The sequence below is a fragment of the Ideonella alba genome (assembly GCF_018069845.1).
Lineage (GTDB): Bacteria > Pseudomonadota > Gammaproteobacteria > Burkholderiales > Burkholderiaceae_C > Ideonella > Ideonella alba.
The window spans coordinates 77,485-103,309 of the sequence record NZ_JAGQDD010000016.1 but is presented as its reverse complement, the minus strand read 5'-3'; the positions used below and the strand labels follow the sequence as shown (position 1 = coordinate 103,309).

Here is a 25,825-nt window from a genome sequence, read left to right as displayed (position 1 = left end):
CTCACCCACCGAAAGGAACCCCATGAAGCTGCAAGCCCTTATCGCCACTATCGCCCTCGCCATCACCAGCGCCGCCCACGCGGCGGGCGACAAACACGACCACGCCCACGAGCACAAGCCGCTGCACGGCGGTGTCGTGGTCGAAGTCAAGGACATGGACTTCGAGCTCGTCGCCAACGCCACGGCCGTCAAGCTCTACCTGCGCGACCACGGCAAGCCGGCCGACGTGTCAAAGGCAAGCGCGAAGGTCACGCTGCTGGCCGGCACCGAAAAGCAGGAAGTCGAACTCAAGCCAGCCGGCGACCGGCTCGAGGCCACCGGCAGCTTCAAGGTCGGCCCTGGCACCAAGGCGGTGGCCGTGGTGACGATCGCAGGCAAACCGGCCACTGCACGCTTCACGTTGAGGTGATCACCATGGACAAGGACCGACTGATTTTCGTGGCCGCGCTGGGGGCGGCCGTGCTGCTGACCGGCTGTGCCACGCCCCCTCCGCCCGATCCCACCGCGGAAGTTCCGCATTGCTACAAGACCAACAAGGGCCGGGTGATTGCATGCACACCCGCCGCGGCGCCCAGCCTGAATGCGGATGCCGAGGCCAAGCGCTTCGTGCCGGACCGCAATGCGCTGACCGTCTACGTCGTGCGACGCAACTGGGGGGACGGCCGCAACTTCGTGAAGGTCTACCCGGATGGCGGAACCGGCGTCGATACCCTGCCCGACACCATGGTCCGGCTCAAGTTCCGGCCCGGTGCCCACAGCGTCACCTTCGAGTTTGACGGCAAGCGTCAGAGCACGACGGTGCAAGGTCAGGCGGGCGACATCCGCTTCGTCCGAATCGACGGGACGGTGTGGGCTTGGAAAAGTACCTACGAGTGGGTTGATGAGCCGGAGGCCGCAACCCGCGAGCGTGCCCTGAAGGCGAGGCTCGTCGCCGACGTGTCCGTCCGCTGAACCAGGGCGATACTGGCTGAGTGACGCTGCCCCCTCTTTCCGTTGCCCGCTGACTAGCAGTCGGCACGGCTGCGGCCTTGCTCGCCGCGGCGCTCTTCGGCGCCGGTACGCCGCTGGCCAAGGCACTCATGGCCGCCGTCGGTCCATGGACGTTGGCCGGCCTGCTGTACCTGGGATCCGGTCTCGGGCTGGCGCTGCTGCGGCTGGTGCGGCGGGCGCCCCAGCGCGCCTCCAAGCCGGCGAGTGGCCGTGGCTGGCCGGTGCGGTGCTGACGGGCAGTGTGGTCGGGTCGGTGCTGCTGATGTTCGGCTTGACGGCCATGCCAGCCTCTGGCGCCTCGCTCCTGCTCAACGCCGAGGGCGTGTTCACCGCCGTTCTGGCCCGGTTCGCCTTCAAGGAGATGGGCGGAGGCACCGCCGACAGCACCACCTTGAGCGGCTTCCTGGATCGCATCGAGAAGCGCTACGGCCGCGCCAACCGCATCTGGGTGATGGACCGCGGCATCCCCACCGAAGACAGCCTGGCCAAGATGCGCAGCATCGGCGCGAGCTACCTCGTGGGCACACCCAAGGGACGGCTGACGAAGCTGGAGCAGAGCTTCCTGAACCGGCCCTGGGCCAAGGTGCGCGACGGCGTGCAGGTCAAGCGGTTGGCCACCGAGGAGGACGTCTACGTGCTGGCGCAAAGTGACGCGCGCATCGACAAGGAACGCGGCATGCGGCGCAAGCGGCTGCGGCGCTACGTCGAGCGCTTGAAGGCGTTGCAAGGCCAGAGCCTGACGCGTGACCAGTTGCTGATGAAGCTCGGTGCGGCCAAGCACGACGCCGGCCGTGCGGCAGGCCTGGTGAAGGTGACCTGGCCCAAGGACGCATCGAGCACGGCCAGCCTGGGGTTCAGTCTGGACCGCCACAGACTGCGCCAAGTGCGCAGACGAGAGGGTCGCTACCTGCTGCGCACCAACCTCACGGCGCACGAGCCAGACGCCTTGTGGACGTTCTACATCCAGCTCACCGAAGTCGAGCAGGCCTTCAAGGAGATCAAGCACGACTTGGCCATCAGGCCGATCTTCCACAAGACCGAAGATCGCATCGAGGCGCACATCTTCGTGGCCTTCCTGGCCTACTGCCTGCAGGTCACCCTGAAGGCCAAGCTCCGGGCATTGGCTGGCGGCACCACACCGCGCGAGGTGCTGGCCAAGTTCAAGACCATGCAGATGGTTGACGTGCACCTGCCCACCACCGATGGCCGCGAGTTGACCTTGTCGCGATACACGCAGCCCGAGGCAGAGCACCGCATGCTGCTGGACCAACTGAGGCTGAACTTGCCGTGCCAGCCGCCACCGAGGATCACCGTCGCGCAAGCCACACAAGCCACCGCAGAACTCACCCTGTAGTGGAGACCTACGGGTCTCGCACAAGTCAAATCAACAACTTAGCAGCGGTGTCAGTGGGAAAATGAGAAAGCGGGCTAGTCGAGAGACTGGGGCGCGGCGACGGCGCCGAGCACCGGAAGCCTGGCGGCAGCCAGGAAGACTGCACGCAGGACGTGGCTGGACATGGGGCTCTCCGAGGTCGGGCGGACGTGCCACGCCAGCACCGGTCCGTTGACGGAGCGGATCAGCCCCGGAGTCTGAGCGTGGAGTGGAAGACGGGATCGGGAGGTGGCTGCGCCTCGGACGTGGCCATCGGGGGAACGGCGCGCAGAGCCTGGGCTTCGAGCACCAGGGGCAGTTCGAGCAACTGGACCACCACCGGCTAGCCCGCTTCCATCATCGCAGCCACCGTCTCGACGTCCGCCTGCTGCAGGCAGACGTACCGGCCAGCGCCAACTGCGAGAGCAGCAGCGACAGCACCACGAAGAGCGCGGTGGCAAGGCGGTTGTTGCGGAGCTGCAGGATGTGTCGTGGCAGGTGGTAGTGCGACTGTGCGGAATGCTCGACTTGACGGAAGTCCTTTTGCGTCGGCCGCGATTGCTTTCGCCCTTGTCGGTGCCGTCCCCCGCCCCTGCTACCTCGCTTGTCTGCCAAGAGGTTCCGTCAATTTGTCTTTGTCAAATGACGTCCTGATAAGAACACTTCTCAGGACATCCCCCACCGCGATGCGTTGACTGTCGATCACGTAGAACATCCTTCCACGGACATCGCCTCCAGGTCGATCAACGCATCCGCCATCCCCGTCAGCTCCGGCGTCTGCGACACAAAGAACTCTCGCGCGTAGCCACCCAGTTCCAGCACCCGCCGCTTCATCGCCATGAACATGCGCTTGCGTTCCGGGTCCAGCGGTCCATCGGTCTCGTCGGAGAACAGGGTGTCGTAGCGCCGGCCGGTGTTCTGCGCCAGGTACAGCGCCACGGCCCGCACCAGGCACTCGTTGATCCAGACCCGTTCGCCTCCGCTCATCGCCGTGACGCTCTTGTCCTCGCCCGACTCTGCGTCGTAGACCCGGATGTCGAAGCCCTCGCGCTGCTCGCCCTTGGCCGTCTCCTGCAAGGTTTCGATGGCCACCGTGAAGCGCGGGCCATAGCAGGCCAGCAGCAGGTCGTTCACCAGACCGGACAAGGTCGGCCCCGCATCGTCGATGGCCAGCGCGATCAGGCCATCGTTGCCCATGCAGCGGGCGAACAGCAGCCAGTTGGCGAGTTCCTGCTCCACCCGTGCCGTGCGGGCCGCGGCTGCGTCGCGCCGCCGGCCATGCTCCTCCATCTGGGCCGACAGGGCGGCAAGCGCCTGCGCGTCGCGGACGGCAGCCAGATGCAAGCGCTCCGCCTCATCCAGCACACCATGCCAGCGCTCCACCTGGGCTCGAGCATGTGCGAGCCCCGCAGCATCCGGCGGCGACGGCAGTGCATCGATCGCGGTCTGGAGTCGCTGGATGGCCGCCTGTGTCTGAGCCTCCAGCAGCGCGACACGCTCGGCAACGCGCATCCGGCTGGCGATGATCTGCTGGCGCTCGGCCGCTTCGGAGTCGGTGTCGATCGCGATGCCCGCCCCGGCCGAGGAGTCTGGAGCGGGAGGAAGAGCGGCCAGTTCGTCCTCCGCTTCGACAAGACCCGCGCGCGCCTGGAGCATCTCCGCCCCGCGCGCAGCCAAGGCGGCATAGGCCGTCTGACGGGCCAGGGCTCGCCTCGACTGGCACTCGGCCCGGCTCAGGCTCTGCGGTGCGCCGACGTTGAGGCTTACCACCTCTTGCAGGGCTTGCAGTTCAAGCCGAAGACTGTCCCGCTCCGCAGCGAGTTGACGGATGCGCTGCTGGGCGCTCGGCGCCAGCGCGGCCGCTTCGCGTGCGTCCGACAGCAGGGTGCATAGGCCCTGCATGGGCATGCCGCTGCACGGCACGCGGTTACTCAGGGCCAGTCGGCGACTCAGGTCCTCCGCCTGGAGCGCGGCCTGGCCCGCCTCGCGCTCGAGCGATGCCAGCCGCTGCCCGAGCCCTGCGACGGCATCGCGACGACGCGCAAGGTCCTGGACGGCATCGCGAAGCGCCAGCACGCGGTCCTCGCGGCGACGCACCACCTCTGTCGCCAGCGGAAGACGGCGGCCGGCTCGAGCCACCGCTCCCCCGTCCGCCAGCACCCGATGCAGGGACCGGATGCGGGCCTCCAGTCGTTCGCGCTGTGCCCTGGCCTGCGCGACACGCTGCGCCACACGACCGTCGAGCCGTGCGAGTTGCTCCGTTGCCTCCCGGTCCTGCGTGCGCAGGTCCTGCAGGGTGCGATCACCCTCGGCACGGGCGCCCGCCAGTTCCTCCACCAACTGCGCTCGCCGGCTCTCGATGGCCTTCGCCTGCTCCTGCAGGGCCATCAATGACGCCTCGTGCGTTCGCGCAGCTTCCAGTTCTTCATGGGCTGCCTGCTGGCTGGCGTGCGCCGCCTTGACCCTCTCGTCCGCGCCGTGCCATCGACGGGCGTCATCCTCCAATCGCTGGCGCTCGGCATCGAACACGGCTCCCTCGGCGCGCAACGCCGCCAGCGCCGCCTTCAGCTGCCGCGCCGTCTCGCCGGCCTTCTGACCGAGCGCGCGGATGTCCTCCTGCCCCAGCAGATCGGCCAGCAGGGCCTTGATCTCGCCGTTGCGGTAGGTGCTGAGCTGCCGCTTCCCTTGCGCCGAGAAGACCGAGGTGAAGAAGGTGTCCGCCGGCCCGCAGATGGCCTCGACGCATCGCGCATAGGTCTCGACCTTGCCGTCGGAGACGGTGCCGTCTGGCAGCGCGGCGGGAGACCACGTGCCGGCGTCATCCAGCGTCAGCAGGTAGGCCTCGGTCCTGCGGCGGCTCCCGGTGCGGCCGTTCATGCGGATGACCACCTGCGAGCGGTAGCAGCGCCCGGCGTGCGCCCAGTGCAGGTCCTTCTCGTTCTCGGGCAGACAGACCTGGTCGTAGTACGAGAATCCGCCCGGTCCGGCCTGCGCCGCCCGCGACGGCATGGTCAGGTAGGGATGTTAGGTTGCATTCGCGAGTGTCAACAGAGTTGGCTCGCTCGACGCCACGACCTACAGTTGTTCATGCCCGAGGAGCCCAAGCCTCTTTCAGAGGCGAGTAGCCCGGTGCGTCCCGCGTTTTCAGCAGCTTCAGCGGGGGTTCGACATGATGGTTGCGCGCCGATCTCGCAGGTCGTTCAGTGCCTCGACGTTGACACGGCTTCGTCAGATGCCGGCCAGCGACGCGCTCGCGCTGCTAGCCACCCACGTCAAGCCCGATTCGACCTATCAGCCCCTCAAGGATGAGCACAGCCGCCGCTGGCACGCCAGCACGGCACGCGGCGAGTTCGAGATCCTGACCACGGGCGTCAAGTGGTACGACACACGCGCGCACGCCGGTGGCGGCGGAGCCATCGACCTGGCGATGCACTTGCTCGGCGTGTCGTTCGTCGACGCTGTGAAGCGCTTTACCGCGAGGTAAGAGCGCCGTGGTCCAGATAGTCCGCAAGGCTTCGCTGCCGAGTCCGGCAGACCTGCCGGAACCCTTGGCGCAGCTTGCAGCACAGGCTTTGGCGACTTCGCTTCGCGAGCCGCGTCCTGCCGGTTTCCCGCTTCTTTTCACGAAGCAGTGGCAGTTGATCGAGCCCGCGGTCGCCTTCCTGCATGAGCACGCGATCCAGCGCGCGCACACCGCCGACACGCTCAGAACCTATACCGAGATCCTCTACGACTGGTTCGACACGCTCGAGCAGAACGACATCCCTTGGCACAAGGCGGATGCTGTCGACCTGGTTGCCTATCGCAACCGCATGATGTCGCAGCCCAGTCCGCACACCGGACGTGCGTACCGGACGACGACCATCAACCACCGGGTTCGCGGCGTGCTGCGGTTCTATGCTTGGGCGGTCCGCGCGCATTGGCTGAGCGAATCGGCGCTCGCGGACAAGACCCGCGACTTCGCTGTGTCGAGGCGGTACTCGCCGATCCGGACGCGCTACGCTGCGGACACCGAGCGCAGCATCTTCGTACTGCGGCAATACGAACCGCTGCCCCGCCCGCTGGTCTCCGGGCAGGCTCGCGAACTGCTCGCCTATCTCGCCCCGCCGTACGATCTGATGGCCCGCTGGCAGCTGTACACCGGGCTGCGGATCAGCGAACTCCTGCGGCTCGGCGTCGACGACATCAACGGCCGCCCCACCCCGCTCACGGCGCATCACACCATCGAGATCACGCGCAAGGGCCGCAAGCCGGGCTACGTGATTGCACCGGCCAGCCTGCTCGACGAGACCGATGGCTACATCTCGGGGCTTCGCTTCGCGTGGCTCAAGCGCGCGCGACGCAGGGGACGCGCCGCCCACCACCCGGCGTTGTTCGTCAACGCCCGCGGCGCACCGGTGAGCAAGAACGCCTACCAGCGCGCCGTCAGCCGGGCCGGCCTGGCCTGCGGCTTCAAGGCGACGACGCATCTGCTTCGCGCGACCTTCGCATGCATGCTGCTGGCCCGGCTCGAGTACTTGGCCAGCGAGGGCGCCAAGGTCAATCCACTGCTCGTAGTGAAGATCCTGCTCGGGCACGAGCACATCGAGACCACCGACCGGTACCTGCGTGCCGTCGCCGTCGACGCCTGCGTCCTCAAGGACGTGCTGGACACGCTGCTCGCGGGCAGCGCAGAGCCGTGAGTTCACGGCGCCCGCCGATTCCGCGGACCCTGGCCACCAGACCGCAGGCCGGAACGGGGCACGCGCCACAGCCGGCGCGCCACGACGCGGCTCGCCTGGTTCGCCACACGCTCATCGACTTCTCGTCGTTGCCGCTGCCAGCCGACGTGCGCCTGGCGCTCGCCCAGGCCTTCTGGGGCCATATCGGGGGCCATTCGGATCGCAGCATCGCCTCGTACTGGAAGTCGATACTGCCCTTCGCCCGGTTCGCCGCCGAATCGCAGTCCCTCAGATCGGTCGCCGACCTGGACCGCGCGATGCTGGTTCGCTACATCGAGTGGCTCAACGCGCAACGCTGTGCCGACGGCAGGATCTGGGCCCTCACCACGCAGGCCGCCGTCTATGGGGCATTGCGCCAGCTGCTGCGATGGCTTGAGCGGTGTCGGCCCGACTTGATCACCAGCATCGATTACCCCTTCTCGCCGTTCCCCAACAAGGCCGCCGCGCGGGCATCGCGCTCGACGCTTTCCGGTCGGCAGCTGCGCGCCATCCTCCAGGCCTGTGAGGATGAGATCGCCCAGATGCGCACGGCCCGCGAATCGGCTGCCCGTCAACGCGCCGCCGACGCAGACAAGCCCGGCACTCTCGGCTGGATCCTCGAACAGATCGATCAACGCCACGGAGGAATCATTCCGGACTGGCGCACGACCCAGGCCAGCGGCAATTTCTGGCTGCAGAAGGCCGTTCGCCGCTACGGCGGCGCCAAGCAACTGGCTCCCCTCCTGTACCCGCGCGCGGTTTCGCTGCTGCCGTACTACCTGGCGATCCTGATCCACACGGCCGGCAACCCCGAAGCCATCGCCGACCTCACTCGCGACTGCCTGCAGCCCCTGCCCTTGCTCGATGACCGCGAGTTGCTGGTGTGGTTCAAGGCTCGCGCGTCGCGCATCCAGCGCCGGACCTTTGACCGCGCCGACGCATTCGGGCCGCCGGCCCTGGTACGGGACATCCTGGCCTGGAACGAACGGCTGATCCCGCTGACCCCTCCCCCGCAGCGCAACCGGCTCTTCGTGTTCAAGGGGCAATTCACGGTCAACGCGATGTCGATCATCACGGTCCACCATCAGCTCGGCGCGTTCTGCGATCGCCATGGCTTGCCGCACTTCGCTCCGGCGAGCATCCGGCCGAGCGTGCTGAGCTGCTTCTACCGCGCCAGCGGTGACCTGCTGCGCACCAAGGCCGTTGCGAACCACGCCAGCGTCGCCACGACGGTTCGTTACGTGCAAACGCCCCTGGTCGAAGCACAGAACCGCTCGCGCATCGCGGATCTTCAGGGTGCATTCATCGAGCACATCGAAGGGCGGTCGGGTCCGAGCCAGACGCGGTGCGACGCTGCGCCTGAACCATCGCCTCCCCCACGCGGCCGCGGTGTCACGCTGTTCGGCTTCGACTGCAAGGATCCATTCGCGGGCATCGCACCCGGTACTCGGCAGGGCGACCTCTGCGTGAACTTCATGGGCTGCTTCACCTGCCCGAACGCCGTCATCACGCCCGACCCGATGTCGCTGGCGCGCTTGCTTCAGGCGCGCGATCACCTGCGCGCCGCTGCGGCGACCCTGTACCCGGCTCGTTGGGAAGTACTCTATGCCCCGCAGCTGAGGATCCTGGAGGAAGACATCCTCCCGCGCTTCGGCTCCCGCGAGCTCGACGCCGGCCAGAGGCTGCAGGCGCAGCTTCCCCCGCTGCCTGACCTGCGGTGAGGTCGCGCCATGCAACCACGGCGATCCAGCGCGCTGAGAACTTCGGCCGGCACTACGCTCGGCACCTCTGACGATCGCCCATGGTTCCTGAAGAACTCGCGCTGGGAGGATTCGACCTGGATCCTTGCGCCCACCAATGCGCTCGAAGAGAGGCTGCCCGTGCGCCTGCACTGGGACTTTTCGGTCGAGGATGGCTGCAGTTTCACCGACGCGCGCCATGCCCCGCTGCTGCAAACCAGCAAGCGGCTGATCGCCCTCATACGCGGCCGCTCGCTGTACACGGGACTGCCGCTGCGGCCGAGTTCCGTCCTGAACTTCTTCCACACGCTGCGCCTGCTGGTGCGCTGGATGGACCTGGAAGGCCTCAGGCGCTTTGCCGACCTCGATCGGCCGGCGCTGCTGCAGTTCCAGCACCGGCTGTCGGTGTCTCCGACGTCCAGGCACTCGACACGCGCCGCCTCAACGGTGCAGCGGCACCTCGCCTTGTTCAACTACCTCTACCGCTGTCGCGCCGAACTCGGCGACGGTCTTTCGTTCGACCCGTTCCCGGGGAGCAACCATCACGAAGCCGCTGGCGCCCGGGAAGGACTGCGCCGGCCGTGGCCGTACACGCCGGACACTGTCTCGGTGGTGTTGCTGCAGGCCGCCGTCAAGATCGTGACGCACGACGCGGCGCATGTCCTGCAAGCCCGAGAGACCTATCGGCGCGTGATGGCGAGCGCAGCCGCGCCGCCCCACAGCTCAGCACCTGTCGGCCGGGCAACGAGGGCGCTGCGTCGGGCACGCGAGGGTACGTCGGGCGTCGAGCGGCCGGTGACGTCGGTGTCCGAACTCGTGCGGCGCATCGACATGCTCTACGCGGCGTGCTTCGTGGTCCTCTCCTACATGGTCGGTCCGCGTGTCAGCGAGATCCTCCACCTTCATGCCGGCTGCGTGCGGCGGCTGGTCGGCGATGCGGCCGGCGCACCCGTGAGCGTGATCGTCGGCAGCATCTTCAAGCGCCAGCCCGGCTACGATGGCTGTCCCCATGAATGGGTCGCACCGCCCGTGGCCGTCCAGGCGATCTCGGTGCTCGAGGCGCTGTCCGAGCCGCATCGCGCCCTCACGGCTCGCCCGGAACTGTGGCTGCGCCTGCGCCGTGGCAACGGCGCGTGGGAGTGGCACGAGGTGCAGCCCGAACTGCTGGAGATCGCGTCGGCCCCGCGCGTCAGCCATCTGCTGCGGCGCTTCGGCGCCGCGCTCGGCCTGTCGCACCTCGACAAGCCCTGGAGGCTGACGACGCATCAGGGGCGCAAGACCTTCGCCAGGTTTGCCGCGCTGCGCGACCGCAGCTGCCTCTTCGCGCTGGCTCAGCATCTTGGCCACCGCGAGCGCGCGCAGACCGACCACGGTTACGTCGGCAGCGACTATCGGCTCAACCAGGAGATCGACGCCGAGATCCTCAACCAGTCCGTCGCCGCGTGGGAGCACATGCTGGCGGCGCCCGGGCTCGGCGGGCGCGCGGGCGCCGAGATCGTCGCCAAGCGCCCGCGCTTTCGGGGCAGCCGCATGAAGCAGGACCTCAGGAGCTACGCCCGCTTGCTCGTCGACGCCGGCTTGGTGCTCGGCGTGTGCGACTGGGGCTACTGCGTCTACCGCGAGGAACACAGCGCCTGCCTCGGCAACGCGACCGGGCCCAATCCAGCCCGGCGCGAGCCCTCGACCTGCGCGCGCTGCCAGAACTTCGTCGTCTCGGCGCAGCACCGGCCGTACTGGCTCGAACAGGTGCGACGCAGCGAGAGGCTTCTCAACGAACCCGCCCTGCCGCTGCAGACGTTGCGCATCGTCCGCGCGCGCATGAACGAGGCCCGTGGCCTGCTGCGCGCGCTCGGCTCGGACACAGCCGAGGAGACTGATCATGCCTAGGAAGACGCCCGTCAGCTCCGCAGAACCGCCTGCTGCCCAGCGCCTGCATGACGCCCTGGCGGAGATGGTTCGCCAGCACGGCGCCGGCCTGTCGCCGCGCGAGCTGACCGCCAAGGCGCTTTGTGAGTCGGCCGGCATCTCGCGCAACGCGCTTTACCGGTACCACCGCGACGTGCTGCTGGCGCTGCACGACGCCCAGAGCCGCCACCGCGATCGGCCCGAGGCTGCGAAGCGCGTCGCCGCCCAGTTGCGCCGGGAGAATCGCGAACTGCGCGAACACCTCGCCAAGCTGGCCGCGCTGGTCGACCACTACTTCGCGGCTTGGCAAGAGACGCGGCTGCAGCTCGAGCGGCGCGATCGGGAGTTGGCCGACCTGCGCCGGATCCACAGGCCCCAGGTGATCCCATTGCAGCGCTCACCCGGGAACCGGAGTTGACCTTGACACGGGGACAAGGTCTACGCTGCAAGCAATGGGGCAGTGGTGTCCCGTATGGAGGTCTGCGATGAACTGCGACCTCGGATCGAACCTCGTGCTCGCGCGAGGACTGTTGCGGCTCTTCAAGCTGGCCGTGATCGATGGGCACCGTGGCGTAGCCGACCAACTGCTGTGTGCCCTGGAACGACTCGCCCGAAGCGATCCGGGATGCGAACCGATTCTCGATCATGCCTACCTGTGGAGCGTCGGTGGGCACGCCGGCGCAGCGCGTCTGCGCACGCCAGGGCCCGGGCCGCAGTGATCGATGCCGCTGCGACGCCATCGGCTACGCCAGCGACACGCACCGATCCGCATCGCACCCGTCCGCCCTCAGCGCGTCGATGTCGATCACGGCGTCCGCCATCGCCGTCAGCTCGGGGGTCTGCGAGATGAAGAACTCGCGCTCGTAGCCGCCCAGGCGCAGCACTTCCCGCTTCATCGCCATGAACATGCGTTTGCGCTGCGGACCCAGTGCGCCGTCTGCTTCGTCGGTGAACAGCGTCGTGTAGCGGCGCCCGGTGTTGCGGGCAAGGTACAACGCGATCGCCCGGGTCAGGCACAGCTCCACCAAGGTCCGCTCGCCGCCGCTCATCATGCTGACGCTCTTGCTGTCGCCGGTGTCGCCGTCGTGCACGACGATGTCGAAGCCCTCCTTCTGCTCGCCCTTGGACGTTTCCAGCAAGGTGTGGATGGACACCGTGAAGCGCGGTCCGTAGCAGGCCAGCAGCAGGTCGTTCCCCAGTGCCGACAGCGCAGGCCCCGCGTCGTCGATCGCCAGCGCGATCAGCCCGTCGTTGCTCATGCAGCGCGCGAAGAGGCTCCAGTTGCCCAGTTCATCCTCGACGCGGGCGCAATGCGCGCGCAGGCGTTCGCGACGTTCATCCAGCACGCCCTCTTGCTTGGCGACCTCGTCGAGCGTCTGCGCCTCGCGCACCGCCGTGAGCATCGACTGCTCGGCTGCGGCGAGCGCTTCCCGCGCGGCGCCCAGTGCCCGCGCAGCCTGCGCGACCTGCTGCTCGTCGAAGGCGGGAGGCAGCGACCCGAGCGCTTGATCCAGGCGCGCCAGCGCCGCGCCGGAGTGCGTGGTCTGAAGATCCCGTTGTTGCCCGATCGCCGCCCGCGCTGCGGCGATCTGTTGGCGCTCCGCGCGCTCGTCGGCGGTCTCGGCGGCGGCACCGTCACCCACCTCGGGCCCCAGCGCCTGCAGCTCCCGCTCGACCTCGACCAAGGTCGCCTGCGCCTGCGCGCACGCCTGGGCCTTCGAGCACATCACGGACAAGCGGTTCACCCGCTCGCGTGCGACGGTCTCGTGGAACTCGGCCTGCGCCAGGGCCTGCGGCGCGCCGGCCAGTGCCTCGTAGCGCTGGCGTGCGTCGGTGAGCTCCCGTTTCGCCTCGGACTTCTCGCCGGCCAGCCGAGCGACCTGCGCCTGGGCGTTCGGGATCAGCGCCTGCGCCTCGCGCGCATCACCCAGCAGCTTGCAACGCCCCTGCAGGTCCGTGCCGGCGCAAGGCACCTCGCCGGTCAATCCGAACCGGCGCGCCAGTTCCTCGGCCTTCAGCACGGCCCGACCCGCGTCCCGTTCGATGCCGGCGACGCGCTGCTCTGCAAGACGTACCGCCCCCTGGCACTGCGTCAGCTGATGAACCTGCTCGCGGCACGCCTGCGTGCGTGCACTGCGCTGCGTCTGCACGCGTTGCGCCAGCGGCAGGCGCCTTTCGGCGTGCCGCACCGCGCCGGCCTCGGCAAGCACCACCAGGCATCGCTGCCGGGACTGGCCCAAGGCCCGCCGCCGCTGTCGTTCCTGCTGCAATCGGCTGGCGACCCGCTGATCGAGGCGTTCCAGCCGCTGCTGCTCGGCCTGTTCCTGAGCATCGAGCGCGCGCAGCGCCTGAGTCGCGCTTGCCAGCGCGGCTTGCCGTTCGGCCACGAGCTGTGCCCGCCGGGCATCGGTAGCCTGCGACTGCTCGCGTTCGACCACCACGCGGGCGTGCCGCGCCTGGGCGGCCTCCAGGGCGGCCTGTGCCGCCGTCTTCGCGCGCTCGGCCGCCGACACACGATCGTCGGCGCCGTCGAGTTTTCGGCGCACCGCGTCGAGGCGCTGATCCTCCGCGTCGAGCCCGGCCAGTTCCTGACGCTGGGTTGCCAGTCCCGCTTTCAGCAGGCGGACGATTTCTGCGGCCTTCTGGCCCAGTTCCTGGATCTCCTCCTGCCCGAGCAGGTCGGCCAGCAGCGTCTTGATTTCAGCGTTGCGATAGGTGCTGAGCTGCCGTTTGCCTTGTGCGGCGAACACCGAGGTGAAGAACGTCTCGGCACTGCCGCAGAGGCTCTCGACGCAGCGCGTGTACGTCTCCACCCGGCCGTCGGACTGCATACCGTCATCGAGTTGCACCGGCCGCCAGCATCCGGCATCGTCGAGCGTGTGCAGGAACGCCTCGGTGCGGCGGCGGCCGTTGAGGCGGATGACGATCTGCGACCGATAGCATCGGCCCTCGTGCGCCCAGGTCAGGTCCTTCACGCTCTCGGGCAGGTAGACGTGGTCGTAGTAGGAGAAGCCGCCCGCACCGGCCAACGCGACCCGGCTTGGCAGTCCCATGAAGGGCGTGAGGCAGTCCATGATCGTCGACTTGCCGCTGCCGTTGGCGCCGACGATGGCGATCAGGTTGGCGCCGTCCGCCAGGCGCTCGAGGTCGAGGGTGATTTCGTCGCGGCCCAGGCCGTCGCGGATGCCGCGGAAGCCTTTGAGGGTGAGTCGGAGCGGCTGCATGGGATGCCTCGGAGTTGATCTCCGATCAGGCTCTCATGGCCGACGGCGCCTTCAACGGTTGTCAGGGACGACCGTTCACGAGCTTTGCCGCAGGTGGCGATGCTCCGCGACGTTCCTTGTTCAAGTCCCGCTGAGCTCAGCCGGCGCAGCACGACAGTTGCTTCACGTCCTTGGTGAAGGTCTGCGCCGCGAGCTTCAGGGCTTCGACCATCGTCAGGTACGGGAACAACTGGTTGGCGAGGTCGTGCACGCTCATGCCGGCACGGATGGCAATGGCGGCGGTCTGGATGACCTCGCCGGCTTCGGCGGCGACCGCCTGCACGCCCAGCAGCCGGCCGGTGCCCGCTTCGGCCACGAGCTTGATGAAGCCGCGCGTGTCGAAGTTGACCAGCGCGCGCGGCACGTTGTCGAGCGTCAACGTGCGGCTGTCGGTCTCGATCCGCCCCTGGTGCGCTTCGGCCTCGCTGAGACCAACCGTCGCGATCTGCGGATCGGTGAACACGACAGCCGGCATCGCGCGCAGGTCCAGTGCTGCATTGCCGCCAGCCATGTTGATCGCCGCCCGCGTGCCTGCGGCGGCCGCGACGTACACGAACTGGGGCTGATCGGTGCAGTCGCCTGCGGCATAGATGTTCGGTGCGCTGGTGCGCATGTGGCCGTCGACCACGATGGCGCCCCGACCGTCCACCTTCACGCCGGCGCCTTCGAGGTTGAGCGCGCCCGTGTTCGGCGTGCGTCCCGTGGCCACCAGCAGCCGGTCGGCGCGCAGTACCCCGTGGTTCGTCATCACCACGAATTCGCCGCCAGCATGAGCGACGCGGCTGGCTTGCGTCTGCTCGAGCACCTCGATGCCTTCCTCGCGGAACGCGGCGGTGAGTACCTCGCCGATGGCTGGGTCCTCGCGGAAGAACAGCTTGTTGCGCGCGAGGATCGTGACCTGGCTGCCCAGGCGCGCGAAGGCCTGAGCGAGTTCCACTGCGACGACGGACGAACCGATCACAACCAGCCGCGGCGACGTCTCGCTGCTGGCCAGCGCCTCGGTCGAGGTCCAGAACGGCGTGTCTGCGAGGCCAGGGATCGCCGGCACCGCCGCGCTGGCACCGGTAGCCACCAGACAGCGGTCGAACGGCACGACCCGCTCGCCGCCGTCGCGTAGGGTCACCGTCAACGAGTGGGCATCCGTGAAGCGCGCCGTGCCGTGCACGACCGTGATGGCCGGTGTGCCCTGCAGGATGCTCTCGTACTTGCCGTGGCGCAGTTCGTCCACCCGCGCCTGCTGCTGCGCGAGCAGCCGGTCGCGCAGGATGATCGGCTCGGCAGCGGAGACGCCAGCGTCGAACGGGCTGCGTCGCCGCAGGTGCGCGACGTGCGCGGCGCGGATCAAGATCTTGGACGGCACGCAGCCGACGTTGACGCAGGTGCCGCCGATCGTGCCGCGTTCGATGAGCGTGACCCGCGCACCGCGTTCGACCGCCTTGAGCGCCGCGGCCATTGCGGCGCCGCCGCTGCCGATGACGGCAACGTGCGACGCATCGCCGCCGCTGCGCTCCTTCTGGCCACTGCCAAGCCAGCTGCGTGCCCTATCGAGGAATCCGTCGCGCGACGGACCGGAGGCAGCCTCGGGCACGCGAGCGCGATATCCGGCGGCGGCCACGGCCGACACGAGCTCCGCCACGGGTGTGTCAGTCGCAAGGGTGAGGCGCGCCGTTCCGTTGGGGTAGGACACTTGCGCCGAACGCACACCAGGCACCTTCTCCAGGGCCTGGCGAACGTGCGCGGCGCACGACTCGCAGGTCATGCCGCTGATCGCGAGTTCGGTCATCGGAATGCCTTTCTGGTGGAGTCGCAGCGTGAAGGCTTCAGGCGTGCTTGGGCGGGACTGCGCAGCCATCCGGACCGCAGCGCCGGTTCGCCGGCGAGACGAAGTCCCACACCGACACCGCGACCATCGTCGCGAGGCCCACGTAGAGAAGCTTCTCGGCCACGGTGAAGCTGGCGACCAGCACGATGGCGGGGCCGACCATGCCCAGCACGCTGCGGTGCCACTGGCGGTGGTTGAACCAGCCCAGCGCGTTGGCCAGCAGCGCCAGCGCCGCGAACAGCGGCAGCAGCACGGTGACGAACACGGCCTCGAACTGGCTCAGGAAGCCGAGCCCGAGTGCTGCGCCAAGGCTGGCCAGGGCCGGGAAGCAAGCCCCGCAACCCATCGCCGAGACGATGCTGCCCAGCGCTCCGGCCTTGTCCGCGACCCGCGTCATGACGCTCATGGTGTCCTCCTCGATCGCTGCGGCTTCAGCGCTTGACGGTGGACGGATAGCCCGCGTTCTCGGTCGCCGCGGTCAGCTTCTGCACGTTGGCCTTGGCATCGTCGAAGGTCACGATGGCCTGGCGCTTCTCGTAGCTCACGTCGACCTTGCTCACGCCGTCGACCTTCGAGATCGCCTTCTTCACCGTGATCGGACACGCCGCGCAGGTCATGCCCGGCACGTCCAGCGTCACGGTCTGCGGCGCTGCCTGGACACCGGCCGCGCCGGACATGGCGAGGGCCGCGATCAAGATCAGCTTCTTCATGGAGCACTCCTGGTCAGTAGAACAGCGGAAGGACATAGGGGAAGGCCAGCGCGATCAGCACCAGCACGGCCACGAACCAGAAGACGGCCTTGTAGGTGGACCGCACCTGGGGGATCGCGCACACCTCGCCCGGCTTGCACTGCTGCACCGGTCGATAGATGCGACGCCACGCGAAATACATGGCGACAAGCGCAGCGCCGATGAAGAACGGGCGATAGGGCTCCAGCGCCGTTAGGTTGCCGATCCACGCGCCGCTGAAGCCCAGGGCCACCAGCACGAGCGGGCCCAGGCAGCAGGTTGACGCGAGGAACGCGGCCAGTCCGCCGGCGAAGAGCGCACCACGCCCGGTCTGCGATTCCGTCATGCACTTTCCTCGGTGTGTCGGGGACACGATGGCGTAAGCTTATTTCCGTACTCATGTACGGAGTCAAGCGGGATGGACAGCGATCAGCAGGGACTGACGATCGGGGCCGTCGCCAAGGCGGCCGGCGTCAACGTGGAGACCGTGCGCTTCTATCAGCGGCGGGCCTTGCTGCCCGAACCGGAGAAGCCCTATGGCGGCATTCGGCGCTATGCGGCCAAGGACGTTGCGCGGGTACGCTTCGTGAAGGCCGCGCAGCGCCTGGGTTTCAGCCTCGACGAGGTTGCAGGACTGCTACAGCTGGACGACGGCACGCACTGTGACGAGGCGAGACAGCTCGCCGAAGCAAAGCTCGGCGATGTGCGCAAGAAGCTGAAAGACCTGCGCCGGATCGAGTCGGCGCTGGCCGTCCTCGTCCGCGACTGCTGCTCGATGCGGGGCAAGTTGTCGTGCCCGTTGATAACCACCCTGCAGAGGCAGTGAAACAAGTGAAACGCCGCGTGTTGGACGATTGTTGACGCAGCGAATTCAACATAAGGGGTGCAGGTTGTCCATCACCGTGGACTTGCCGCGGCCGTTGGCGCCTGCGATGGCGACCAGCGCGACACCATCGGCCAGCCGCTCCAGATCGAGGGTCAGCTCGTCCAGCCCGAGGCCGTCGCGGATGCCCCGGAAGCCCCGGAGCCTGAGAGATAGTGGTTGCATGGCATGCCTCCAGCGCCGCTGGGCGGCGCGATGGGTGTGGTGGGCAGTGAAGCAGCCTGGGCGCCCTTCGGGCGCTGTTCAGGCGAAGCTTCAGGCGGCCTCGACGAGGTCCAGTTTCGAACCCTTCTCGGCCGGGTCAACGCCACCCTGTGCCTTGGCACGTTCATTGGGGACCGCCAGGACTGCCACGACGATGTCCTCGGGCTCGGTCGTCGTCACCCGCTCCAGGCAGTCCAGCAGCGGCGGCGCGTGGACGTCCGTCGCCGTGGCCCAGGCCCTGACCTTGTCGGCCAGGCTGACGAGCTGCGAGATGCCGGGCGCGCGGGTGCGGACCACGGGCACGATCCGCCCTTCGAGCTGGACATCGGCGGCGCCGGACAGGGCGCGCTCGATGGCGCCGCGGTCCACCTCGTGCCGGTCCTCGTCGGCTACGGTCCATCGGACCCGCACGCTGACGCCGGCCAGTTCCTGCGCCCGAACCGCCTCTCGCAACTGCTCCAGGTCGGGCCGGCCTTCGAACACGATGTCCAGCGTCCGTCTGGCAGGGGTCGGTTCGAGGCGACAGTCCACCCCGTCCGGTCCGAATTCCCACAGCAGGAACCCCTTGTCGCCCTGCTCGCCGTGATGGAAGCGACCGATCGACCCGGCGTATGCAATGCACTGGCGCCGCTCGCCATCCCCCTGAGTCCAGGCCTGGTGCCGATGGATGTGGCCCAGCAAGGTGGCCTGCACGCCGGCGCTGAACAGCGCCCCGGTGGTGAACTCGTGGTCGAACCCGGCCATCGGCACGCCGTGCTCGGTCACGCAGCCGAAGACCGTGCCATGCGACACCGCGAGCGTCGGCACGCCGGCAGCACGGGCTACGCCGTGGATGCCGGCGTAGCCCTGCAGCAGCCGGGCCAGCTGCTCGCCCTGGGCCTCGGCGGCAGCGGTGGCGCCGACCGCTGCCGCGACAGCCGCCTTGTTGGTCGACGGAATGCAGGTGAACAGCGCCCTGGCGCCAGGCGGCACCTCTGCGAATCGCGGGCCTTCGGACGCGATCCAAAGGTCGGCAGCAGACGCATCGGTCGCCGACAGGTCCCGAGACGATCCGCTGCCCATCAGCGCCACCTGACCGATCCGGTCCGCGACGAAGACCCGATGGCGGCTGCCCAGCATCCTGAACACGGACAGCGTGCCGGGCGGCTCGTGCGACCACGTGCCCTGGAGCATCAGCACCGGGCAATGATCGGCCAGCCGCCGCACCTGCGCCAGCAGCCGCAATGCCGCGGGCGCATGCAGATCCAGGGCGTGATCGGTGGCATCCCCGCAGATCACGGCCACATCGACGGCGAGTTCGATGGCGCGGTCCACGGCCGCCGAGAAGCAGCGATCGGCCTCCTCCAGGTGGCGCGGCCCGTAGTGCAGGTCGGACAGGTGCGCCACCCGCAAGCGATGCGCCTGAAGGTGCGGACCGTGCACTCGCGGACGCCCATCCGGGATGGGCGGCACTTCCGCGCGTTGCGCACCGGTACCGCCTTGCGGTCGTTCCGGCGCGCTCACGATGCCACCTGCTGCAGTTCGGCGTTGACCTTGTCCGCGTAGCCCTTCGGATCGTTCCGGAAGCGCTCCAGCTCGCCGAAGGCCCGCTGCCGCCCTTGCGGATTGAGCTTCCACCCAGGACCCCAGCGCGCGGCCGCATAGCTCAGCCAGGTCTGCGCAGGCACGCCCATCGCGCTCAGCCGCCCGAGCACATGCTCCAGCGTGGGCGGCATGCCGTCTGCCGTGGGATCGCTCGCAGCCGCGGGTTCGTCGACAGACTCGGGTCCCTGCCCTGGCGTCGAGGAAGCGCTCTCCCGGTGTCCCTGGAGCACGCGGGCGGCAACATCGGCCTGCAGGAGCACGGTGTCCTGATCGTCCTGCTCCCGCATCAGCGTCGCCACATCGACCGGCGCTTCCAGTTCGATGATCCACTGCGGCACCCGGACAGGCCGCCCATGGTCATCGATGTAAGCCACGTCCATCAGCCGCTTGGTCAGGTAGAACGGCGTGCCCTGGCGGTCCAGGAACCCGGCGAGCCGGCCGCCCCGCAGGAACGCCACGGTCTCGAAGGTGCGGATCGCCGCATTCATCGCGTAGAAGCTGCGCGTGTGCAGCTCGAAGGCGCTGATCGAGCGGATGCCGGGGATGAAGAACAGGAAGCGTCCGGTGAGGTTGCACTGCCGCTGCTGGTACTCCGGGCAGGACTCCGGCTGGCACAGCCCGCCGTTGTCCTCGCGCGGAATCGCCTTGCGGCCGCCGAACAGCCGCACCGTGCGGCGCCCGGTCGCGTCCACCGGCACCGGCGCGTGCGTCATGCAGTGGCGCCATCGTCCGTCGGTCGAATACTCGGACCAGAAGCGCTTGTCCTGCGCACCCCAGGTGGCCAGTTCATGCGGCATCACGCTCTGCCAGCGATCTGTCGGGAACACCACCGGGAAGCGGTAGAGGCGCCGGCCCTCGCCGCGGTCCTCGCCATGGAGGTCGAGAATCTGTGTCGCCAGTTCGGGGTTCGGGAAGTCCTGGGCACGCACAGTGAACCACGGCACGTTGCGCGGAACGAGCGGGCTCTTGAGCTCAGGGCAGGCCTCGGCCAGCGCACGCTCGATCTGGTCGAACGACTGGCCCTGGTTCAGGCCCTGTTCGTAGATCGCCTGCGCACGCGGCACCTCGGCAGCCCGACGGGTCAGGACCTTGATGCCCGCGCGGACCTTGCCGCCCGTGGGCAGGCGGGGCATTCCGCTTGTACCGTTACCCAGCAGGGTCGGCAGAGCGGTGGGCCCGCCGTGCAGCACGACGGCGGGCCGGGGATCGGGGGATGGTGAAGAGGCCATCGGCGTTCCTCGGTGGGCGTCGGGGGATTCCGACGAACCATCGTCCCGCCTCGACCCGTGCTTTCAACCCCGGGTGCCGTCCGGATGCCATGATGCGACCCGTCACGAACGCCATGGGCCTGCGCAGTCGCATCGCCCTCACCAGTCCCCTCAATGCACGCCGAGTCACCCTCCAACCCAGAAGACAGCACAGACAAAGACGACGATGAACTGCGGCGCGTACTCGCCGCCTCCGAGGCCTTTGACGAAGATCTGCTCGCACTGCTTCGAGCCGGTTGGAACACGTCGTCCCGACGCTCGACCATCTGCCTGGCCTTCTGTCGTTCGGCGATCGAGCATGCGATCGCGCAGCGGGTCCTGATCGAAGCCGGCCTGACGGGGACCGCACTCAGCCTGATCCGCCTGCAGTTCGAGGCAGTTGTCCGTGCCGCCTGGGTGCTTCACGCCGCCAAGGAGGACTGGCTGGACAAGTTCTCCGCGCCGGTGCCGGACGGCGAACTCTCGGAACCCCAGATGGGGCCACCGATCCCCGCCATGATCGATGCCATCGGCGCGGTCGCCGGCCCGGCGGCCACCGAACTGAAGCGACTGCATGGCACCGTCAAGGTGATGCACTCGTTCGTCCACGGAGGTGTCCACCTGGTCGTCCACGCCCTGCGGGGCTACCCGGCAGGAAAGCTGACGTCCGTGCTGCAGAACCGCAACCTGCTCTCGCTGATGCTGGCCAACGTCATCGTGATCGTCAGCCAGGATCCCGGCCTGCGGGGTTCGGTCGGACGGCTGTCGGGCCTGCATGCGGCCTGCATGCCGCCGCTCCAGCGGTGAGCCTCGTCGAGGGCCCGGGCAGGACCGGCATGGCCTCGCCAGATGACCAGAGCCAGGACCTCGGCCGGGCGCTCTCGAACGCCCTTCGCTTGGCACCCTGTTCGGCCTCGCCCATGAAGCCGCTGACGACATGGAGGTCGACCGGCTCCGCGCCCACGTCCAGGAGGATGGCATTCGCGAACCCGGATACCGATCGCGCGTCGTACCGCAGCGGCTTCACGAACCGCCGTCCCTGCGCCACCAGCGCACGGACCAGCGGCGCCTCGTGCACCCCCTCCAGCGGAATCCACTCCTCGCTGGTCAACATCAGGGTGGCGAGGTCGATCTCGTAGGTGTGCTCCCGGCGTGCGCGGATCAGCGCCGCCAACATCAGACGCAGCCCTCGCCCTCCGTCCGAGTCGAGCGCCTCGAAGAGTGGCGCGAAGCCGCGCTGCACCCGCGCCCACGTCCGTGCGTCTGCCAGCAAGGGTGCGTCCGGCATGTGGCGGATCCAGATGCGCGCGCCCGCGGGCGCCGACTCCCAGCCCTTGAACTCCCCCAGAACCAAAGCCAGCGGCTGACGCCCGTCATGCGGCTGCAGCACCGACAGCCGGGCACGCCGCCGTTCGGCCTGCTCGGCCTTCGCGGACTCGTTGAAGGCTTCCGGCACGTACAGCCGGTTCGACAGCGGCTCACCCTTCACCTGGATCGCCTCGGCGGCCTGCATCAGGTACTTGTGAAGCACCGCCTGGTTGCGCTTCCCGGCCATGGCCGGTGACCAGCGGTTGAAGCCGGCCCGCTCGAACAGGAAGTGCATCAGCGCCCGCAGGCTCATCCGGCGACGGGTGCGGCCGACCTCCGACGGATCGGCAGGCTCGCGGCTCACCCCAGGCCGCCCGGGTACACGCGCCCACGGGAAGTCCACGTGCAGTTCCACCCGCGCCGGATCCAGCTGGACGACGGCCTCGCCGACCAGTTCGCCCAGGCCCGACATTGCAGGCCCCGGCTCGTAGCTCGGGCAGGCCGGGTGGTGCCGGTCCCCGGTCTCGGGCATGCGCTTGATCTGGAAGTGGCGATGGAAGGCGACGTACATCTCGACGCCGCCTGCCACGCACAGGCAGCGTGGCCGGCCCGGCGCCTCGTAGGCCTGGGCCAGCAGGTCCTGCAGCTGCGGGTCGTCGGCGTCGACCACGCGCCCACCGATCGCAAAGCGCTGCCCGTCCACCCCCGACTCCTTCCCCGACTCCATCGCCGATGCAGCCCTTCAGCGGGCGCGCCGCGTCATGCCAGCTCCTCGAGCACCTTGGCGAGCTCGGGTCGCGGCCTTGGCAGCTGCTCGCGCACGGCACTTCGATCGGCGATGCCCAGCACCAGCCCGACCTGATCCTCGTCGGCGCCACGCTCGTACATCCGCGACATCAGGGTCAGCCGTGCCGACTGCGTGCACAGACCGGGTATGTCGGCCTGGCGGAAGATCTTGCGGTAGATCTCGAGCAGGGGACGGCAGACGTAGCGGTTCTGGCCCTCGGCGCCATTCGGCGTGATCGGATAGACCTCGCCCTCCGCGCCCAGGAACAGCGGGCCGTGCCGATCCAGGCCGCGCCAGTGCTCGGCGGCGCCGAGACCATGGCCGGCACGGACCCGCTCGTCGAGATAGGCGCCGAGCGCCTCGTCGAGACGGCGGTGGTTGAAGAACAGCGGTCGGTCCCTGCCGTTGATCGCGACATCGGCGCGCACCCTCGACTCTCGCCGCACGCTGCCGTCCTCCAGCAGGTAGTCGCCCACCGTCAGGCGCGCGACCTCCAGCGGGCGCAGGCCGGTCGCGAAGGGCAGGTAGTAGAGCGCCAGGTCGTGCAGCGGCCGCGTGGATCGGCTGCGCACGCGGCGCGCCCCGAGATCGACCTCATCGGGATTGAGCACACGGGCCTCGCGCTGGGAGCTCACCTGCGTCGGGTCGAAGTGCTCCAGAGCCTGGAGGATCGCGTCCCGGTGCATGCGCAGACGCTTCACGAAGGCGGCGCCGCTCTCCTGCAGGCCATCGACGCCCACAGCCTGCGTGAGCTGCACCGCGAGGCCCTTGATGCGCCGGTCGACGGCCGACCGCGACAGCCCCCATCGCTGCGCCACGGTCGCGTAGGGATCGCCGTCGATCACCTCGCGCAGCATCTGGATCGTCTGCAATGTCTGCCGGCGATCGCCGGCGGCTTCCGGATCGTCTTCCATTGTTGTTACTCCCTGGACGACGGAATCACCGACGGACGCTGGCCGGGCGCGGCGTCGTGGTCGCTTCGCGCCAATCGCTTCCCCGATGTCGACGGCTTGGACTCCGCACGGCCCAAGCACGTGCACGGTGTCCCCACGTCTAACGCGCGGACCTGCGACTCCCGTGTGACCAGTCGTTTCGCGACCGATACACGCCAGGCCCTGTCGCGTTCACGGCCGCGGCGAGACCTCGCCCGACCGCGTTGCGGCTTCAATGTGCCCGCGTATACGTGCCGCCTTGTTGCCGAGGCGTTACCGCGTGCAGCGCGATGCGTCCGTCGCCTTTCCAGGTGTCTCATTGCGCAACCCCCTGCTGCTCGATCCAGCGGCGGATGTCCTCGGCTCGCCAGACGGTCACGCGCTCGGACAGCTTCACCGGCTCCGGAAACGTGCGCGCATGCACGCGCCGCCACAGGGTCGACTTAGAGATGGGGACGAAGGACAGCACCTGCGGCTGGCGCAGGAAGCCGGTGTCCGGCAGCGCGGCGCTGGGCGGCGCGGCCGGGGAATCCGCCGACGGGGCGGCGGGAACAGGAACGCGGGGCATGATCGGCCTCTCATCGGCATGCAGCCGGCAAAGGTCATGACCTGCTCTGCGACGACGGCGCTCGGTCAGGAAACGCGCCAGCCGCCCGGGAACGCTCGACTCCTGGACCACCGCGGGCGTTCCGTTCGCGCGGTGGATGAAGATGCCTTCCGAAGAGGGCCCCTGCCGAGGGCCCCCTTCGGTGTGATTCGATCGCCACCCCCTTGGGGGTGCATGCCGGCCGCCATGCGGTGCGGGTCCGCGCGTTCGATGCCGCGGAGGGCCGAGTCCGGCACCGGGTGCGTTCGGTTGCCGAGCCGGGCGCGGCGGGTCCGCCGGAACTGGCCGGCACGCCGGAGGCAGCGGACCGACATTGGACGAGGCAGGTATCGACTGCGACGCCACCCGATGCGGGTGGAGGCCCGGGGCGATTCGCCCGTTGAACGGGTGATCGGCGCTACGGTGGCGCCGACCTGCCTCTGCGGGCAGCCCACGGCCTGGACACACGGTAGCGTCCGCACCGCTCACGGGCAACACGCCCGCGCCGATTGCCCGCGCAAGCGTCGGTGGGCGCCGCCGCTTGGGAGAGACATCGGACTGCCTGCAACTCCACCACCTACTCCGCCACCGCAGCGACTGTCGCCGGCGCAGGCAGCGGCTCCACGTCGCGGCCCGCTGACGGTGGGGGATCTGCGGGTCCGTCCTGTGCCCCGGTCGTCGAATCGACGGCTTCGCCGATGGCGGCACCGTGCGCATCGTCAGGACCTTCGGCATCGTCGGGCGACGTGGCGCGGGCATCGAGCGCGTTCATGCGCCGCCGCAGGCCCGTTGCAAAGCTGCGCGCACCATTGGCGATGTCGCGCACCTGGCGCTTGAGCCCCGCACGCTGCGTGTCCACCGCCTGCGCCGACACCACCTCGTGGATCTCCAGCGTCTGCAGCAGCGGCATCAGCTGGTCGAGCTTGACCAGCACCTCCAGGAATCGGCGGCTGATCGACGACAGCACGCGCACGTCCACGTCCAGCGGCACCGTGTCGTAGGACGCCAGGCTGGTGATGCCGTGGGCCTTGAACAGCGCCTCGGCGCCATCGATGGCCTCGTTCAGGCTGGCGGTGGCGGCATCGATCCTGCCGCGCAGCGCCGTCTCGATCCTGCCGATGTCGTCGTGGTCGAGCCGGGTGCGGGCGATGACCGAGATGAAATGCATGTTCAGCTGCAGGGTGTTGAACATGCGCACGAACATGCGCTTGCCCTCGGCACTGCTGAACCGCGTGGCGATCTTGAGGCTGGCCGCCTCGACGCGCCGGAAGTCGACCTTGGCTTCGCGGGCCAGGATACGGGCGTTGGCGCCGCCCTGGTCCACCTTCACGATCTCGACATTGGCCATGCCCGCGGCTCCTTGTGCTGACAACGGGGTCGACGGCATCTTCCGAACGTGCGCGGCCCTTTGCCACGCGAAAGCCCCGGCACCTCGGGGCGCTTTCGCGATCAGTTGCGTGGCGACGGGCGTCGGCCCATTGACCGGGCGGAAACGGCGCCCTACCTTTGCGCCATGCAGCAGCTGGCCCTGCATCCAGACTCGGCAAGCCTTGGAGATTTCCTGAACTGATCCCCCGCGTGGGTTCCCGTGCAGGTCGCACAGGCACCCGTGGGGGCGATCGAATCGCGGTGATGCACGCCCCACCGATGGGGGACACCCGTTGCGGTGTCGCTCCGTCGGGTGCCCCTGTGCATCGCCGTGCCGAGGACCGCGCAAGCGATCAGGCACGCCGGGGCATTCGCCTCAGGCCGGGCCTTCGAGGCAAGGGCCGCGA

The 25,825-nt window shown here is 68.7% G+C and carries 23 protein-coding genes and 2 pseudogenes; 12 read left to right on the top strand and 13 right to left on the bottom strand.

Going from position 1 to position 25,825, the window contains the following annotated elements; all coding sequences use genetic code 11:
• Positions 1–22: 22 nt before the first annotated feature.
• The 4 genes and pseudogenes from KAK03_RS18510 to KAK03_RS18500 form a co-directional block, all read left to right on the top strand.
• On the top strand, positions 23–409 hold the full coding sequence (locus tag KAK03_RS18510; RefSeq protein ID WP_210856055.1) for a hypothetical protein: 387 nt from the start codon (positions 23–25) through the stop codon (positions 407–409).
• Between the two features lie 5 nt (positions 410–414).
• Positions 415–951, top strand: a complete 537-nt coding sequence (locus KAK03_RS18505) for a hypothetical protein (RefSeq protein ID WP_210856053.1) — start codon at positions 415–417, stop codon at positions 949–951.
• 128 nt (positions 952–1,079) lie between these two features.
• Positions 1,080–1,351, top strand: a pseudogene (locus KAK03_RS25095) (EamA family transporter); the annotation flags it as partial.
• Positions 1,340–2,344 (top strand): annotated as a pseudogene (locus KAK03_RS18500) (IS1634 family transposase); the annotation flags it as partial. The pseudogenes KAK03_RS25095 and KAK03_RS18500, both read left to right, overlap by 12 nt.
• A 720-nt stretch (positions 2,345–3,064) precedes the next feature.
• Here the strand turns inward: KAK03_RS18500 and KAK03_RS18495 are convergent.
• Positions 3,065–5,371: a coiled-coil domain-containing protein gene (locus tag KAK03_RS18495; RefSeq protein ID WP_210856050.1), complete on the bottom strand. Its 2,307-nt coding sequence runs from the start codon at positions 5,369–5,371 to the stop codon at positions 3,065–3,067.
• Positions 5,372–5,594: 223 nt separating this feature from the next.
• Between KAK03_RS18495 and KAK03_RS18490 the strand changes: the two genes are divergently transcribed.
• The 6 genes from KAK03_RS18490 (at position 5,595) to KAK03_RS18465 (ending at position 11,425) form a co-directional block, all read left to right on the top strand.
• Complete coding sequence (locus KAK03_RS18490; RefSeq protein WP_199232326.1) at positions 5,595–5,846, top strand: hypothetical protein; 252 nt, start codon at positions 5,595–5,597, stop codon at positions 5,844–5,846.
• Between the two features lie 7 nt (positions 5,847–5,853).
• Entirely contained in the window at positions 5,854–7,044 is a 1,191-nt protein-coding gene (locus KAK03_RS25090; protein WP_128199374.1) for a tyrosine-type recombinase/integrase, read from the top strand.
• Positions 7,041–8,783 carry a site-specific integrase gene (locus tag KAK03_RS18480; protein WP_128199375.1) on the top strand — a complete coding sequence of 581 codons (1,743 nt, stop codon included), beginning with the start codon at positions 7,041–7,043 and terminating at the stop codon, positions 8,781–8,783. The genes KAK03_RS25090 and KAK03_RS18480 overlap by 4 nt, the downstream gene beginning before the upstream one ends.
• A gap of 9 nt (positions 8,784–8,792) precedes the next feature.
• The gene (locus KAK03_RS18475) at positions 8,793–10,688 is read left to right on the top strand and encodes a site-specific integrase (RefSeq protein ID WP_210856048.1); all 1,896 of its coding nucleotides are present in this window, start codon (positions 8,793–8,795) and stop codon (positions 10,686–10,688) included.
• Positions 10,681–11,124, top strand: a complete 444-nt coding sequence (locus tag KAK03_RS18470; protein ID WP_112190001.1) for a hypothetical protein — start codon at positions 10,681–10,683, stop codon at positions 11,122–11,124. The genes KAK03_RS18475 and KAK03_RS18470 overlap by 8 nt, the downstream gene beginning before the upstream one ends.
• 67 nt (positions 11,125–11,191) lie before the next feature.
• Positions 11,192–11,425 carry a hypothetical protein gene (locus tag KAK03_RS18465; protein ID WP_127997788.1) on the top strand — a complete coding sequence of 78 codons (234 nt, stop codon included), beginning with the start codon at positions 11,192–11,194 and terminating at the stop codon, positions 11,423–11,425.
• 24 nt (positions 11,426–11,449) lie between these two features.
• On the opposite strand, the gene KAK03_RS18460 is transcribed toward KAK03_RS18465, so the two are convergent.
• From KAK03_RS18460 to merT, 5 genes are all read right to left on the bottom strand, one after another.
• The gene (locus tag KAK03_RS18460; protein WP_210856046.1) at positions 11,450–13,930 is read right to left on the bottom strand and encodes an AAA family ATPase; all 2,481 of its coding nucleotides are present in this window, start codon (positions 13,928–13,930) and stop codon (positions 11,450–11,452) included.
• Between the two features lie 136 nt (positions 13,931–14,066).
• Positions 14,067–15,752, bottom strand: coding sequence for a mercury(II) reductase (gene merA / locus KAK03_RS18455; protein ID WP_112190003.1), 1,686 nt, complete (start codon positions 15,750–15,752; stop codon positions 14,067–14,069).
• A gap of 37 nt (positions 15,753–15,789) precedes the next feature.
• The gene (gene merC, locus KAK03_RS18450; protein ID WP_112190004.1) at positions 15,790–16,197 is read right to left on the bottom strand and encodes an organomercurial transporter MerC; all 408 of its coding nucleotides are present in this window, start codon (positions 16,195–16,197) and stop codon (positions 15,790–15,792) included.
• A 25-nt stretch (positions 16,198–16,222) separates the two neighbouring features.
• Entirely contained in the window at positions 16,223–16,501 is a 279-nt protein-coding gene (merP, locus tag KAK03_RS18445) for a mercury resistance system periplasmic binding protein MerP (protein WP_112190005.1), read from the bottom strand.
• 13 nt (positions 16,502–16,514) lie between these two features.
• Positions 16,515–16,865 (bottom strand): mercuric ion transporter MerT, encoded by a 351-nt coding sequence (gene merT, locus KAK03_RS18440; RefSeq protein ID WP_112190006.1) that lies wholly within the window; start codon positions 16,863–16,865, stop codon positions 16,515–16,517.
• A 72-nt stretch (positions 16,866–16,937) separates the two neighbouring features.
• On the opposite strand from merT, the gene merR reads away from it, so the two are divergent.
• The gene (gene merR / locus KAK03_RS18435; RefSeq protein ID WP_210856044.1) at positions 16,938–17,345 is read left to right on the top strand and encodes a mercury resistance transcriptional regulator MerR; all 408 of its coding nucleotides are present in this window, start codon (positions 16,938–16,940) and stop codon (positions 17,343–17,345) included.
• A gap of 45 nt (positions 17,346–17,390) precedes the next feature.
• Here merR and KAK03_RS18430 read toward each other — a convergent pair whose 3' ends face one another.
• From KAK03_RS18430 to KAK03_RS18420, 3 genes are all read right to left on the bottom strand, one after another.
• The gene (locus tag KAK03_RS18430) at positions 17,391–17,567 is read right to left on the bottom strand and encodes a hypothetical protein (protein WP_210856042.1); all 177 of its coding nucleotides are present in this window, start codon (positions 17,565–17,567) and stop codon (positions 17,391–17,393) included.
• A gap of 90 nt (positions 17,568–17,657) precedes the next feature.
• Positions 17,658–19,109: a metallophosphoesterase family protein gene (locus tag KAK03_RS18425; RefSeq protein ID WP_210856040.1), complete on the bottom strand. Its 1,452-nt coding sequence runs from the start codon at positions 19,107–19,109 to the stop codon at positions 17,658–17,660.
• Positions 19,106–20,323 carry a recombination directionality factor gene (locus KAK03_RS18420; RefSeq protein ID WP_247661261.1) on the bottom strand — a complete coding sequence of 406 codons (1,218 nt, stop codon included), beginning with the start codon at positions 20,321–20,323 and terminating at the stop codon, positions 19,106–19,108. The genes KAK03_RS18425 and KAK03_RS18420 overlap by 4 nt, the downstream gene beginning before the upstream one ends.
• Positions 20,324–20,572: 249 nt before the next feature.
• Between KAK03_RS18420 and KAK03_RS18415 the strand changes: the two genes are divergently transcribed.
• On the top strand, positions 20,573–21,244 hold the full coding sequence (locus tag KAK03_RS18415) for a DUF6988 family protein (protein ID WP_247661260.1): 672 nt from the start codon (positions 20,573–20,575) through the stop codon (positions 21,242–21,244).
• On the opposite strand, the gene KAK03_RS18410 is transcribed toward KAK03_RS18415, so the two are convergent.
• From KAK03_RS18410 to KAK03_RS18395, 4 genes are all read right to left on the bottom strand, one after another.
• Positions 21,162–22,448, bottom strand: a complete 1,287-nt coding sequence (locus KAK03_RS18410; protein WP_310738661.1) for a DUF1173 family protein — start codon at positions 22,446–22,448, stop codon at positions 21,162–21,164. The genes KAK03_RS18415 and KAK03_RS18410 overlap by 83 nt on opposite strands.
• A gap of 56 nt (positions 22,449–22,504) precedes the next feature.
• A complete protein-coding gene (locus KAK03_RS18405) occupies positions 22,505–23,446 on the bottom strand; it encodes a site-specific integrase (RefSeq protein WP_247661259.1) in 942 nt (313 codons plus the stop codon).
• A 334-nt stretch (positions 23,447–23,780) separates the two neighbouring features.
• Complete coding sequence (locus KAK03_RS18400; RefSeq protein ID WP_210856035.1) at positions 23,781–24,032, bottom strand: helix-turn-helix transcriptional regulator; 252 nt, start codon at positions 24,030–24,032, stop codon at positions 23,781–23,783.
• Between the two features lie 595 nt (positions 24,033–24,627).
• Complete coding sequence (locus tag KAK03_RS18395) at positions 24,628–25,584, bottom strand: DUF1845 domain-containing protein (protein WP_247661258.1); 957 nt, start codon at positions 25,582–25,584, stop codon at positions 24,628–24,630.
• Between the last annotated feature and the right edge of the window lie 241 nt (positions 25,585–25,825).

Bases quoted from the DNA above. Each gene is read 5' to 3' on its own strand.
- KAK03_RS18510 (WP_210856055.1), top strand. From the start codon at position 23: ATGAAGCTGCAAGCCCTTATCGCCACTATCGCCCTCGCCATCACCAGC.
- KAK03_RS18505 (WP_210856053.1), top strand. From the start codon at position 415: ATGGACAAGGACCGACTGATTTTCGTGGCCGCGCTGGGGGCGGCCGTG.
- KAK03_RS18495 (WP_210856050.1), bottom strand. From the start codon at position 5,371: ATGCCGTCGCGGGCGGCGCAGGCCGGACCGGGCGGATTCTCGTACTAC.
- KAK03_RS18490 (WP_199232326.1), top strand. From the start codon at position 5,595: ATGCCGGCCAGCGACGCGCTCGCGCTGCTAGCCACCCACGTCAAGCCC.
- KAK03_RS18475 (WP_210856048.1), top strand. From the start codon at position 8,793: ATGCAACCACGGCGATCCAGCGCGCTGAGAACTTCGGCCGGCACTACG.
- KAK03_RS18470 (WP_112190001.1), top strand. From the start codon at position 10,681: ATGCCTAGGAAGACGCCCGTCAGCTCCGCAGAACCGCCTGCTGCCCAG.
- KAK03_RS18465 (WP_127997788.1), top strand. From the start codon at position 11,192: ATGAACTGCGACCTCGGATCGAACCTCGTGCTCGCGCGAGGACTGTTG.
- KAK03_RS18460 (WP_210856046.1), bottom strand. From the start codon at position 13,930: ATGCAGCCGCTCCGACTCACCCTCAAAGGCTTCCGCGGCATCCGCGAC.
- merA (WP_112190003.1), bottom strand. From the start codon at position 15,752: ATGACCGAACTCGCGATCAGCGGCATGACCTGCGAGTCGTGCGCCGCG.
- merC (WP_112190004.1), bottom strand. From the start codon at position 16,197: ATGAGCGTCATGACGCGGGTCGCGGACAAGGCCGGAGCGCTGGGCAGC.
- merP (WP_112190005.1), bottom strand. From the start codon at position 16,501: ATGAAGAAGCTGATCTTGATCGCGGCCCTCGCCATGTCCGGCGCGGCC.
- merT (WP_112190006.1), bottom strand. From the start codon at position 16,865: ATGACGGAATCGCAGACCGGGCGTGGTGCGCTCTTCGCCGGCGGACTG.
- merR (WP_210856044.1), top strand. From the start codon at position 16,938: ATGGACAGCGATCAGCAGGGACTGACGATCGGGGCCGTCGCCAAGGCG.
- KAK03_RS18430 (WP_210856042.1), bottom strand. From the start codon at position 17,567: ATGCAACCACTATCTCTCAGGCTCCGGGGCTTCCGGGGCATCCGCGAC.
- KAK03_RS18420 (WP_247661261.1), bottom strand. From the start codon at position 20,323: ATGCCCCGCCTGCCCACGGGCGGCAAGGTCCGCGCGGGCATCAAGGTC.
- KAK03_RS18415 (WP_247661260.1), top strand. From the start codon at position 20,573: ATGCACGCCGAGTCACCCTCCAACCCAGAAGACAGCACAGACAAAGAC.
- KAK03_RS18405 (WP_247661259.1), bottom strand. From the start codon at position 23,446: ATGGAAGACGATCCGGAAGCCGCCGGCGATCGCCGGCAGACATTGCAG.
- KAK03_RS18400 (WP_210856035.1), bottom strand. From the start codon at position 24,032: ATGCCCCGCGTTCCTGTTCCCGCCGCCCCGTCGGCGGATTCCCCGGCC.
- KAK03_RS18395 (WP_247661258.1), bottom strand. From the start codon at position 25,584: ATGCAGGGCCAGCTGCTGCATGGCGCAAAGGTAGGGCGCCGTTTCCGC.